This is a genomic window from Pseudomonas sp. R37(2017), from assembly GCF_002113375.1.
In the GTDB taxonomy this organism is placed as follows: Bacteria; Pseudomonadota; Gammaproteobacteria; order Pseudomonadales; family Pseudomonadaceae; genus Aquipseudomonas.
Map to the genome: position 1 here is coordinate 1 of NZ_NEHO01000035.1, position 12,402 is coordinate 12,402.

General features: G+C 62.9%; 8 protein-coding genes and 1 pseudogene. 2 read left to right on the plus strand and 7 right to left on the minus strand.

Annotated features, from left to right (window positions below):
* Positions 1-177 precede the first annotated feature (177 nt).
* The 6 genes and pseudogenes from CAG47_RS27315 to CAG47_RS27335 form a co-directional block, all read right to left on the minus strand.
* The gene (locus CAG47_RS27315) at positions 178-1,194 is read right to left on the minus strand and encodes a phosphotransferase enzyme family protein (protein WP_085729397.1); all 1,017 of its coding nucleotides are present in this window, start codon (positions 1,192-1,194) and stop codon (positions 178-180) included.
* A gap of 9 nt (positions 1,195-1,203) precedes the next feature.
* Positions 1,204-2,484, minus strand: coding sequence for an aspartate aminotransferase family protein (locus CAG47_RS27320; RefSeq protein ID WP_085729398.1), 1,281 nt, complete (start codon positions 2,482-2,484; stop codon positions 1,204-1,206).
* Positions 2,477-3,790, minus strand: a complete 1,314-nt coding sequence (locus tag CAG47_RS27325) for an amino acid permease (RefSeq protein ID WP_085729399.1) — start codon at positions 3,788-3,790, stop codon at positions 2,477-2,479. The genes CAG47_RS27320 and CAG47_RS27325 overlap by 8 nt, the downstream gene beginning before the upstream one ends.
* A 332-nt stretch (positions 3,791-4,122) precedes the next feature.
* On the minus strand, positions 4,123-5,376 hold the full coding sequence (locus CAG47_RS29515; RefSeq protein ID WP_371917252.1) for a methyl-accepting chemotaxis protein: 1,254 nt from the start codon (positions 5,374-5,376) through the stop codon (positions 4,123-4,125).
* Positions 5,377-5,523: 147 nt separating this feature from the next.
* Positions 5,524-6,249: pseudogene (locus CAG47_RS29520) on the minus strand (cache domain-containing protein); the annotation flags it as partial.
* Positions 6,250-6,303: 54 nt separating this feature from the next.
* Entirely contained in the window at positions 6,304-7,626 is a 1,323-nt protein-coding gene (locus CAG47_RS27335; protein WP_085729401.1) for a hypothetical protein, read from the minus strand.
* 282 nt (positions 7,627-7,908) lie between these two features.
* Between CAG47_RS27335 and CAG47_RS27340 the strand changes: the two genes are divergently transcribed.
* Together CAG47_RS27340 and CAG47_RS27345 are read left to right on the plus strand one after the other, a co-directional pair.
* Complete coding sequence (locus tag CAG47_RS27340; RefSeq protein ID WP_085729402.1) at positions 7,909-8,298, plus strand: c-type cytochrome; 390 nt, start codon at positions 7,909-7,911, stop codon at positions 8,296-8,298.
* A 48-nt stretch (positions 8,299-8,346) separates the two neighbouring features.
* Entirely contained in the window at positions 8,347-9,837 is a 1,491-nt protein-coding gene (locus CAG47_RS27345; protein WP_085729403.1) for an aldehyde dehydrogenase family protein, read from the plus strand.
* Between the two features lie 277 nt (positions 9,838-10,114).
* On the opposite strand, the gene CAG47_RS27350 is transcribed toward CAG47_RS27345, so the two are convergent.
* On the minus strand, positions 10,115-12,402 hold a 2,288-nt coding region (locus CAG47_RS27350; protein WP_143515944.1), incomplete at its 5' end, for a DUF3772 domain-containing protein.

Consider the following 12,402-nt stretch of genomic DNA (forward strand, 5'->3'; position numbering starts at 1 on the left):
CGATAGCAACGTTGTTCATGGCAATGATCTCCGATTAGCCCCCTGTGAAAGCTTAGTGAGCGATCACAGGGGGTGCGGCGGGGGTAGCCATTTCATTAGTAGATCTTCAGTGAGTGCAGGATTTTTGCCCGGCCGGGATCAACCTGTAGGAGCGAGCATGCTCGCGATAGCGGTATATCAAGCCTGCAAATACTCCCGAGCCAACAAGCAAGCCCGCTCAATCAGCATCGGCGCCATTTCAATCGCTGTCGGCGTGCCCTGGCGGGTGTGAATCCAGCCCAGGTACGTCGTACCGCGCAGCATCAGGAACATCGCCAGGGTCTTGCGATCGGCCTCGGTCAGTGGCTTGACCGCGTCGTAGCCATCGAGCAGCGCCGCCTTGATCTGTTCATAGCGCGGGTCATCCAGGCAGAAGTACAGCGCCGTGGCCAATTCGAACATGTGCCAGCCGAACCCGGCATCGTCGAAGTCGATCAGGCGCAGGCGCGGGCCTTCGATCAGCAGGTTTTCCGGCACCAGGTCGGCGTGGATCATGCCGAAGTTGCCCAGGTGCCGACCGTACTGGCGCAGGTCCTTGCGTGCCTTGCGCCGCGCCAGTTGCAGCAGATCCCGCTGCTCATCGCTGAGCTGTTCCAGCTCCCAGAAACGACCCCAGAACGGGTTGGCGCCAATCAGGCCTTCCTCGTCCCAGGCATGCCGGACAAACTCGTCCGGCTGTTGCCACTGGGCCGAATGCAGATGAATCCGTGCGGCAATCGCACCGGCTTCACTGAACAGAAAATCGATTTCGGTATCGGCCTGCACACCCGCCTCGGAGGTGCCTGCAGTGGCACCGGGTAGCCAGGCGAGCATGTCGATGTGACGTGGCTCGCCGATGGCCTGGTGGGTGACTTCGATCAGATGGCGTTCGTTTTGCGCGCGGATGATGTGCGGCACGGTAATGCCGGCACTGGCCAGCGCCTCCATCCATTGCAGCTCGGAGCGCAGCGCCGCTTCGCAGTGATAGCCATTGCGATGGATACGCAGGGCTACCCGCTGACCATCGTGGCGGTGGGCCGAGAACACCGCGTTCTCGCGGAATTTCACCAGTTCGATGTCAGCGAAGTCGCCTTCCCACTGTTGCAGGGCGTGGCGTGCCAAATCATGCAGGCGGGCGACTTGCTGGTCGTAGGGGAGCGTGTGGAATTCAGTCATGGCAGGGCCTCAAATCGCGCTGAGCGCGTTATCCAGCGTGTCTACGAACAGGTCCGCGTGATCGCGGCCGAACACCAGCGGCGGACGCAGTTTGAGAATGTTGTCGCCGGCGCCGATCTTGCTGATCAGCACACCGTTCTCGCGCATGTCGTTCACCACCTTGCGCGCCTCCAGCCCGGCCGGCTCCTTGCTGGCGTGGTCACGCACCAGTTCCATGGCGAAGAACAGTCCCTTGCCGCGCACATCGCCGATGATCGAGTGCCTGGCGGCCAACGCTTGCAGGCGTTGCTGCACATAGGCGCCGACGCTTTGGGCGTTTTTCAGCAGTTGCTGATCTTCGATCACATCCAGCACCGCCATGCCGACCGCCGCCGCCACGGGCGAGCCACCGAAGGTGTTGAAGTACATGGCGTGGCGGCCGAAGGATTCGACCAACGCCTTGTGGGTGATCAGCCCGGCCAGGGGATAGCCGTTACCCATCGGTTTGCCGAGGGTGACGATGTCCGGCACCACGCCGTGGGCCTGATGGCCCCACAGGTGATCGCCGGTGCGACCGAAACCGGACTGCACTTCGTCGGCAATGAACAGACCGCCCGCTGCGCGGATCAGCTTTGCTGCCTTGTTGACGAAGCTGGCCGGCACCCGGGGCAGACCTTCATTGGCGAACAGGGTGTCGATCAGCAGTGCGGCGGGGCGAATGCCCTGGGCCTGCATCGAGGCAATCGCCGCGGCGATATTGGCCGCGTACTGCTCGGCCAGTTGCGCCTCGGTGGTGCCGGCCGGTGCGTGGTACAGGCACGGAATCGGCACGGCCCGGGCATGGGCGGCGAAGGGCTCCGGCGAGGGCAGGGCGGTGGTGACTTCGGCCAGCGAGGCCGAGTTGCCGTGGTAGTTGTAGTCACTGACGATGATGCCGGTGCCGCCGCTGGCGAAGCGTGCCAGGCGCAGCGCCAGCTCATTGGCCTCGCTGCCGGTGCAGGTGAACATGGCGGTGTCCAGCGGCTCGCCAAAGGTTGCGGTCAGGCGCTCGGCGTAGCGCACCACGTGCTCATCCAGGTAGCGGGTGTGGATGTTCAGCGTGGTCGCCTGGCGGTGCATGGCCTCGGTCACGTGGGGGTTGCAGTGGCCGACGCAGGGCACGTTGTTGTAGACGTCGAGGTAGCGGCGACCCTCGACGTCAAACAGCCAGACACCTTCGCCACGCACCAGGTGCAGGGGTTTGTCGTAGAACAGCGGCGAGGCGCTGCCAAGCACGCGATGACGGCGTTGCAGGAGAGTCTCTTCAGGCATGGTCCGGAACCTCGATGACGGCGGTGCGACGGTTGCGCAGCAGGTAGTTGAAAATGCACAGGGTGAAGGTCACGGCGAGGGCGATCAGCATCAGCATGTCGCGCTGGAAGCAGGCGGCGATCACCACCAGCGTCAGGGCCAGGCCCAGCCACGCAACCAGCTTGCCGCCGATCAGGGTGAACGGCCGTGGCAGGTCCGGCTGCTTGCGTTTGATGTGCAGGTAGGCGCCGAAGATGAACAGGTAGCAGACGTTGAGCAGCAGCACGACCGCGAGCATCACCGTGGCCGGGTCCACTTCCGACAACGGCAGGCCGATGGCAGCGATCAGCAACAGCGCCGGCCAGGGCGTGCCGCGTTTGCCGGTCTTGCCCAGCCATTGCGGGAACAGGCCGTCGCGGGCCATGGCGAACAGTTGACGGGAAGCGGCGTAGACCAGGGAAAAGAAGGTCGCGATCAAGCCGAACACCGCGCCGCAGCCAATCACCCTGGCCAGCCATGAGCCGTCGCCGAAGGCGCTGTTGCTGGACATCGCCGCGTACAGCGGATCCCCCGCCGAACCCACCAGTTCGACGCCACCGGCGCCTGGTGCGCACACCAGTACCACCAGCGCCGTCACCAGCAAAGTGCCGATCGCCGCCAGAATGCCCCGTGGCATGGTGCGGCCGGGGTTGTGGGCTTCCTCGGCGGCCGAGCCGGTTTGTTCGACGGTGATGAACAGCCAGATCGCGAATGGCACACAGGCGAAGATGCCGCCCAGGCTCACCGGCGTTTCAACGTTGGCGGGCAGTTTCAGCAGATTGGCCAATTCGACATGGGGGGCCATGGCAACGCCGAATGTGAGCAGGGCGACTACGGCGATGATGCCGGCGATGAAGGTCAGGCCCATGGCCTCACCGACACCGCGCATGTGGATGCCGATGATCACCGCGAACAGGGCGATCTTCACCGGCCAGCCGCCGAGGCCGAAAATCGATTCGGTATAGGCGCAGATGAATGTTGCCGCCGCGCCGGTGCCGACGGTCAGCGCCAGGGCACAGGCGACGCCGACCAGATAACCCACGAACGGCCCGAAGGCGCTTTGCGCATAGACGAATACACCGCCAGCGCTGGGCAATGCGGTGGACAGTTCCGCCACGCATAACGCCAGGCCACCACAGAGCAAGGCCATCAATAATGTGGCGATCAGCATGTTCAACCAGCCGCCTGCCGCCAGCCCGAAGTTCCAGCCGGAAAACTGCCCGGCCACCACCAACGCAATTCCGAGGCCGGCGATCTTTGGCCAGCCCAGCGCACTTTTCTTCAGCACAGAAGTCTCCCGCGACCCGAAGGCCGATTTATTGTTTTAGTGAGAAATGGAGGGGTTCAGCGTTGCATTGCAGGGCACCCCGGAGCGGGTCGTGCCCTGATGGTCGGTTTCGATACTACGCCCGGGGTATGGCGCGATAGGTGTGTGCCCATGCCATGTGGTTGGTTGTGGGTGCCAGATTTGAGGAGAAGGAGGCACAGACCTGTAGGAGCGAGCATGCTCGCGAAAGCGATCTGGCAGTCGCTACAACGCTGACTGACACGCCGCCATCGCGAGCATGCTCGCTCCTACAGGGATCACCGACGAAAGCGGTGTATAAGGCAACGCAAATCTCAGATCCGAAAGCTCCCCACCAACTGATTCAACCGCCCGGCCTGCTGCTCCAGTTCGGTACAGGCGCGCAATGTCGATTGCAGATTCTCCACCCCTTGCCGGTTCAGGGTGTTGATCCGGGTGATGTCGACGTTCAAGGCTTCGACCACGGCGGTCTGTTCCTCGGTGGCGGCGGCGACGGACTGGTTGACGTTGTCGATCTCGCCGATGCGCTGGGTCACGCTGCCCAGGCGGGAGCCGGCGAGGTTGGCGATGGTGACGCTTTCTTCGCTGTGGCGCTGGCTCTCGGTCATGGTCCAGACCGATTCCCGTGCGCCCACTTGCAGTTCCTCGATCATCTGCTGGATCTCCAGTGCCGAGGCCTGGGTGCGTCCGGCCAGGCTGCGCACTTCGTCCGCCACCACCGCAAACCCACGGCCCGCTTCACCGGCCCGCGCCGCTTCGATCGCGGCGTTGAGCGCCAGCAGGTTGGTCTGCTGGGAGATGCCCTTGATCACTTCGAGGATCTGCCCGATGTTCACGGTCTTGTCGTTGAGCACTTCGATGTTGACGCACGAGGCACTGATCTTGCCGGACAGTTCGTTCATCACCTCGATCGTGCGCTGCACCACCTGACGCCCATCCTCGGCTTGCTGCCGGGCAGACGATGCCTGTTGCGAGGCATCCGAGGCGTTATGAGCGATCTCTTGCGCCGCCGCGCCAAGCTGGTTGATCGCCGCCGCCACGCTGTGGGTACGGGTGGCTTGATCGTCGAAATTGCCCATCGAGGAGTGCGATGCATCCAGCACGCGCCGCGCGCCTTCATTAACGCCCAGGGCGGCAGACGACACCTCGCGGATCGAATGGTGGATGCGCTCGACAAAGCGGTTGAAGGCGGTGGCCAACTGGCCGATTTCATCCCGCGATTGCACTTGCAGGCGTCGGGTCAGGTCGCCTTCGCCCAGGGAGATGTCCTCCATGACCCGGGTCAGTACCTGCAGCGGCCGGGTGATGCGCAGCGCCGTGTACCAGATCAACAGCAGGCCGAGCAGGGCCGAGCCGCCACCGAGCAGCAGTTCCAGTGCGGTGCTTTGCGCGCCCTGGGCATCGAGTTCGTTTTGCAGCGTGGTCACGGGCGCCAGCAACACGCTCTGCGGCACACCGACCAACACGCCCCATGGCGCGGCACCGGCAATCGGTGACAGCGGTTCAAGTACCCTGATTTGCCGGGCGTCGACAAACACCTTGGGCTGGCCCTGGCGCAGGCTGTCCATCACCTCGGCGTTGTCCACCGGTTGGCCGAGGCGACCGACGTCCTGGCTATTGGCGGAAATCACCCCGCGCGGGCTGACGATGCTGATCTGGCCGTTGCCATCGAACAGCTCACGGGCGCTGGCCTCACTGTTGTGTTGCAGGGCGGCGAGGTTGATGTCCAGCCCGACCACCGCGATGACTTTGCCGTTCTCCAGCAATGGGAACGCCACGCTGGTCACCAGTTTGCGGCTGCCGGAGGCCTCATCGAAATACGGCTCCAGCACGCAGGCCCGGCCGGTGTCGCGAGCACAGGTGTAGAAGGCGTTGTACGGTGCACCGCTGGGGCCCGGCTCGGTGTTGGCGAGCAGGCCTTCATCGCCGATCACCGCTTGCAGTTCGCCCGGTTTGGCCTGCACCCAATAGAGGGCGAAGCGCCCGGTTTCATTGCTGCCAAGTTCCGCCTGGTTGGCAAAGTCGGCGTCGGCGCCGTCGAGTCCGCCGGGTTCGAAAATGACATAAAGCCCGAGCAGGTCGGGCTTGTCGATCAAGGCCTGGTGCAGCTGGGTACTCAGCTCCTGGCGCAGTTGGTGGCGGGTCAGGCTGCCCTGTCGTTGCAGCTGTCGCAAGTACAACAGGTAGCGCGATAATCCCTGGCCGTATTCGTGGGTCTGCATGAAGGTGCGTTGCACTTGCATGGCCTGCACTTTGCCCAGGGCCTGCATGTGTTCCCCGGCTGCATTGGCGAGCATGTCGCCACTCGCCCGGGCCACTTGCTGGCTGCTCTTGTGGGTCTGGTAGAGCGACAACCCCATCAACAAACCGACGACCAGCAGCAGGCAGAGGCCGGCGAGGAGGGCGATCTTGCTCTGGATCGTCAAGAGTGTTCTGTGCATTGGAAATACCTTTTTCCACGCGGGCAATGGCCTGGCCACTGCCCGCGGCCGAGATTAGAAACCGGTGGCGAACACCACCTGGGTGTAGACGTTCTTGTCGTTGTTACCCAGTTGGGTGCCGCCGTTTTCGGCGCTCTTGTCCGGTTGGTAGATGCCCACCAGCGGCATCACGGTCAGGTGGTCGTTGACGTGCCACTCGGCATACAGGTCGACTTCGTGGCCATCGGTGTTGCCCAGGTTGCGGTCGATGGTGTCGAAGTTGAAGTACATCGCGCCGACGCTGAGGTTCTCCAGCGGCGAGGCTTTGAGCGTGACGTTCTGGATGCGCGAGTTGCTGTTGAACGGCCCGGCGTAGTTGCCCGCGACCTCGCCCTGGAACCAGGTGCCGTAGCCACGGCTGAAACCGTAGAACAGGGTGTCGTAGTTTTCCGAGAAGCGGCTGTAGCGGTAGCTGGCGCTAGGCGTCCAGAGCGCGTCGGAGAAGGTCCAGCCGGCTTCCAGGTACCAGGCGTCTTCGCTGGAGGTGTTGGGTTTGTCCTGCTTGGCGTACTCACCGGACAGGAACAGGTCTTTCACCCCGGCGTTGCCCGTTGCCCGCAGGCTGTAGGTCTTTATGCCATCGCGTTCGAGCTGGATCGGCGAAGCGTACTGCTCGTCGATATCGGTGGTCTTGATGAAGGTCAGGCCAACCGTGCCGGCCTCGGCCACGTGCTCCAGGGTACCGACGTACATTTCGGTCTTGGCCTGGGCGCGGTTGTCGGATTTGAGCCACATCAGGTCACTGCGCCAGCCTTCCTTGCCGCCCAGGCGCAGCACGGCGGTTTCGTCGAAGGCTTTGCGTGCCGCCAGATAGTAGGCGCCGCCACGGTTGAATTCGCCATCGGCCAGGCCCTTGCCAATGTTCAAGGCGTCGCCATCGATCAGGAAACCATCACCGACCACGATGTTCTGGCGACCGAAGGACAGGTCGATGCCGTCGTTGCCCAGTGCGCTGAACAGGTCGGCCGAGCGCCAGCCGAGGTAGGCGTCTTCGAACTTGGTGGTGCGTTCCGAGCCATCGCTGAAGCCGGCGGCATCGCCGTCGCCCCAGGTGCCGGAGCTGAGCATATTCCCTGCGCCATACGCGGTACCCACACCGCCCAGGCCCTGGTCGAAGCTCAAGCCATATTTGATGTAGCCCTCGCGCCACGACGAGCTGCCTTCACTCAGGCGGCCGGACGGGGCGTAGTTTTCCTGGCTGTGGAAAATGCCGAACACGGCTTCGAGGGTAGCGTTCAGGTGGCTGTCGTCATCGGCATAGAGTTCATAGGCACCGGCATTGCCTGCACTGATCATCAGTGCGAGCGTCGAGAGACGAAGCAGGGGGGACTTGAGCATGGTGTGGCATCCGTTCTTGTTCTTGAGCGCAGGTTTGCGGTCTGTGCGGATACTAAGGCGCGACTTTTTTTTGCCCTTTTCCCTGTTTGCCAATTAGTTGGTTGTGCATGCCAGATTGCCCGGTTTGGCAGGCCGGCCAACACAACTGGCACGCAGGGCAAAACCTGCGTGCCGACGACCACCGACAATCCCTCCCAACCTGCCGAAGCACCGTTGCCTCGGCATTTTCAGTATTGGCGTTCGCCTGCTGGCGCACGCCCGGATTGCCAAGGTCGTTTCCTTATGTCCACTTCGTTGCGTTTATCCCTCATCGGTTTGCTGTCCTTCACCCTCGCTCAGGCGGTTTACGCCGCCGACTGCGCCCCGGACACACAGCGTGGTGCGCAAGTGTTTGCCACTGAGTGCAGCGTCTGCCATGCGGTGAGCAAGGGCACGACCGGCATGATGGGGCCGAACCTGTTCGGCGTGTACGGGCGCAAGTCCGGCTCGCTGGCGGGCTTCAGCTACTCCCAGGCCATGCGTGACAAAGACGTCGACTGGCAAGCCGAGACCATCACGCAATTGATCACCCAGCCCCAGGCCTTCGTGCCGGGCACCTACATGCCGTACATGGGCCTGGCGTCCGCCGACGACCGCCAGGCGGTCGCGTGCTTCCTCAAAGAACAACACTGATCAGGCCGGATATGCGCCTGAACAACCCGTCTGAATGAAAGGTGAATTATGAGCAACGTTGAAATCCTGCCCCAGGTTGCCGCATTCCTCGAACGTCGCCACGGCTGCTTCATTGATGGCCAGTGGGTGTTTGCCGAGGGCGACAGCATCGCCGTGGTCAATCCGGCCACCGGGCAAACCCTGTGCGAAACCCTGGATGCACCGTTGGACATCGTCGAGCGCGCCGTACAGTCGTCGCACAAGGCGTTCAAGTCCGGCGTGTGGTCGAGCCTGCGTCCGGCCGACCGTGAACGAATCCTGCTGAACTTCACCCGCCTGGTCGAAGAGCACGCCGAAGAGCTGGCCCAGCTGGAAACCCTGAGCCAGGGCAAGTCGATCAACATGGCCCGTGCGCTGGACCTGAACGCCACCGTGGAATTCATGCGCTACATGTCCGGTTGGGCGACCAAGATCGAAGGCCAGACCTTCGATGTGTCGATCCCGCTGCCACCGGGTGCGAAGTTCACCGCGTTCACCAAGCGTGAGCCGGTGGGCGTGGTGGTCGGCATCGTGCCGTGGAACTTCCCGCTGCTGATCGCCGCCTGGAAGCTGATGCCGGCCCTGGCCACCGGTTGCACGGTGATCATCAAGCCGGCGATGGAAACCCCGCTGACCGCCATGCGCCTGGCTGAGCTGGCGCTGGAAGCCGGCATTCCGGCCGGTGTGTTCAACGTGGTCACCGGTGGTGGTGCTTCGGTCGGTGGCGTGCTGACCTCGCATCCGTTGGTGAGCAAGGTGTCGTTCACCGGTTCCACCGCCGTGGGCAAGAGCGTCGGCGTGGCGTGCATGGAAAACATGACGCGCTTCTCCCTGGAACTGGGCGGCAAGAACCCGATGATCGTGCTTGCCGATGCCGACATCGAAAAAGCCGTGCAAGGCGCGATCCTCGGCGGCCTGCTGAACAACGGCCAGGTCTGCGCTGCGGCTTCGCGCTTCTACGTACACCGCTCGATCCACGACAAGTTCGTCGAAGCCCTGGCGGCCGCCGTGGCGGCGATGCCGATTGGCGCCGGCATGAACTGCGACGCGGCGATCAACCCGCTGGTGTCGCGCAAGCAACAGCAAAGCGTGCTCAAGCACATCGAACTGGCTCGCAAGGAAGGCGCGCGCGTGGTGACGGGCGGTGAGTTGTTGCAAGGCGACGGTTTCTTCGTGCAGCCGACCATTCTGGCGGACATCGACCACAGCATGGCCGTGGCCCGCGAAGAAGTGTTCGGCCCGGTACTGGGCGTGATGCCGTTCGACGACGAAGACGCCGTGATCGAACTGGCCAACGACAACCGCTACGGCCTGGCGGCCAGCCTGTGGACCAACGACCTGGGCAAGGCGATGAACCTGGTGCCGCGCATCGAAGCCGGTACGGTCTGGGTCAACGCCCACGTACTGCTCGACCCGGCGATGCCATTCGGTGGCGTCAAGCAATCGGGCATGGGCCGCGAGTTTGGCCGTGCGGTGATCGAGGCTTACACCGAACTCAAGTCGGTGTGTATCGCTCATTGATCCACCTGTGGGAGCGGGCACCCGCTCCTACAGAATTTATTGGGCGTTTTCGGGGTTTGTGTCTGGCGGCGATCCCCTGTAGGAGCGAGCATGCTCGCGATGGCGGCGTGTCAGGCAGCATCGATGTTGGATGTACCGGCCTCTTCGCGGGCAAGCCCGCTCCCACAGTGATTTGGGTGGTACGCAGATTTTGCGTACAGCCGCTGAAGCCTGTGGGAGCGGGCTTGCCCGCGATGGCTGCGTGTCAGGCGCTATAGGATGTTGAATGTGCCCACAATCACGCTGCCGGCGGTTTCGCCAGTTCAATCCCCGCGGCACCCAGCCGCTTGAGAATCTCGAACAGCAACTGGCTTTTGATCGCGCCGACGGTGCGCGGGCTGCCGACATAACCGGTGATGGTCAGGGTGATGCCTTCCGGTTTCAGCTGACTGAAGCGCAGGAAGGGCGCTGGTTTGTCCAGGATGGATTCATGCCCGGTGTAGCTGTCCATCAGTAGGTTTTGCACCAGTTCCGGATCGATATCCAGCGGGAACATGAGTTCGAGAATCACCACACCCTGAGCGCTGCCGCCGAGGGTGACGTTGCGCAGGTTCTGGGAAATCAGGTGCGAGTTGGGCACGATCATGATCGAGCGGTCGGCCAGTTGTATTTCCGTGGCCCGCACGTTGATCCGTCGTATATCGCCTTCCACGCCACTGATGCTGATCAGGTCGCCGACCTTCACCGGGCGCTCGGTCAGCAGGATCAGGCCGGAGATGAAATTCTTCACGATTTCCTGAAGGCCGAAGCCGATGCCCACCGACAGGGCGCTGACGATCCAGGCCAGATTGGTCCACTTGATCCCCAGCGACGACAGCGTGAGCAGCACCACCGAGACGTAGCCGATGTTGGCGAACAGGGTGCTCAGCGAGGCGCACATGCCCGGGTCCATCTCGGTTTTCGGCAGGAATTCGCGGTCCAGCCAGCGGCGCAGCGTGCGAATCAGGTAGACACCGATCATCAGTGTCAGGACGGCATGCATCAAGTTGTTCGGGACGATGTTCAGCTTGCGCAGCCCTTCACCGCCGAGGATGGCTACGGTGCCGGTGACCAGTTGCCCGAGCGTTGTCCCCACGCCGCCGACGAACAGGGCGATGACGCCGATCAGCATGAGAATGGCGCGGCCTGACCCGGACAACACGGTGCAGATCTGCTCGAGGCGCGGATTGCCGATGCCCAGCAGCTGCTTGATGGCCTTGCCGGCGGGTTGGCGGGGCGAAAATACGTAGTCGCAGGTGTCCTGGTAAACCTGTGTGAGCAAGTAGAAACCGGCAAAGATGATGAATATCCACACCAGTTCGTAGGTGATGAACCGGGCCATCGTCACGTACCCGGTCACCAGGGCGAACAGCGACACCACCACGGCAGCGCCGGTAAACGTGTAGATCAGGCCGGCGAAGGTGGTGACGCCTTCGGGGGTTTCTCCGGCCACTATCAGGGCGCGGCGCGTCTTGCTGACACGCAACAACAGCGCACCGATCACCAGTGCCACGACCAACGCGACGATGCCCCGTCCGAACAACACCACTTCGGTGCTCATGCCGGTGACATTGCTCATCTGCACCAGGGTTACCAGCACCAGCAGCAGGCTGGCCAGCAACCTGGGATAGGGCTCCATCACCAGCGCCACTTGATCGGAAATATCCGGCAAGCGCCATGAAGGGTGTTTGGTCGACAGCATTGCGCGGCTCAATCCGGTGATCAGCACGCAGGTATAGGCGAGCTTTTCCAGATACTGCGCCAGATCGGTCAACAGCGGGGTGTAGGGCAATTGACGGGTTCCGGCAAGCTGCAGCAGTTGCAGGGCGATGCCGGCGCTCAGCACCGTCGCCACCACCGAAGCCAGCGCAAGGGAGCTGCGGCGTAACCGGCCTTCAGGCATTCGATGGAGGCACAACCATGCCAGAAACCGGCCGGCGAGCTTTCTCCCCACGGTCCAGAAGAGCAGGGCGAGCACGAGCAGGGTGGCGGTGATCCCGCGTTGTCCGGGTTGCCAGGCGGCCCGGTGCATGACCTCGAGTTGCTCGATGAGCGTATTGAAACGTTGGCGGTCATCGTACGGAAGATTGAACATGGGCGACCAGAAGGCCGGGTGCAGGATGCTGTTGGTCTGCTGGGTCACTTCCGCTTCCAGCAGGGTACGACGAATACCGGCGATCTGGGTGATCAGCTCGGCGGCGCTGATTTTCAGCGCGGCGAGGGTCTTGAGTTGACCGTCGATCTTGCTTTTCTGCTCGCTGAGGGTGTCTCGCTGGGTGGTAATGGCAGTGGTCGCCTGGGCGTTCTCGGCAAGCGGCACTGGCCCCAGCACGTTGAGTTGTGCCTGCAACTGCGCCTGTCCGGGCAGCAGCGATGTGGACAGGCTTTCAATTTCCTGAATCAGTTCTTGCACCAGGTCCTGTGAGCTTTCCAGCTGGGTGTAGTTGCTCGCCTGGGACACCTGCTGCTTGAGGTTGTTGAGCCGGTTCTGCAACCCCAGCAATTCACTGTCGGAGATGCTGATGATCGGGGCTGCGGGGGTGGGGG

Bases quoted from the DNA above. Each gene is read 5' to 3' on its own strand.
- CAG47_RS29515 (WP_371917252.1), bottom strand. From the start codon at position 5,376: ATGGACAGCCTGCGCCAGGGCCAGCCCAAGGTGTTTGTCGACGCCCGG.
- CAG47_RS27345 (WP_085729403.1), top strand. From the start codon at position 8,347: ATGAGCAACGTTGAAATCCTGCCCCAGGTTGCCGCATTCCTCGAACGT.
- CAG47_RS27340 (WP_085729402.1), top strand. From the start codon at position 7,909: ATGTCCACTTCGTTGCGTTTATCCCTCATCGGTTTGCTGTCCTTCACC.
- CAG47_RS27320 (WP_085729398.1), bottom strand. From the start codon at position 2,484: ATGCCTGAAGAGACTCTCCTGCAACGCCGTCATCGCGTGCTTGGCAGC.
- CAG47_RS27335 (WP_085729401.1), bottom strand. From the start codon at position 7,626: ATGCTCAAGTCCCCCCTGCTTCGTCTCTCGACGCTCGCACTGATGATC.
- CAG47_RS27315 (WP_085729397.1), bottom strand. From the start codon at position 1,194: ATGACTGAATTCCACACGCTCCCCTACGACCAGCAAGTCGCCCGCCTG.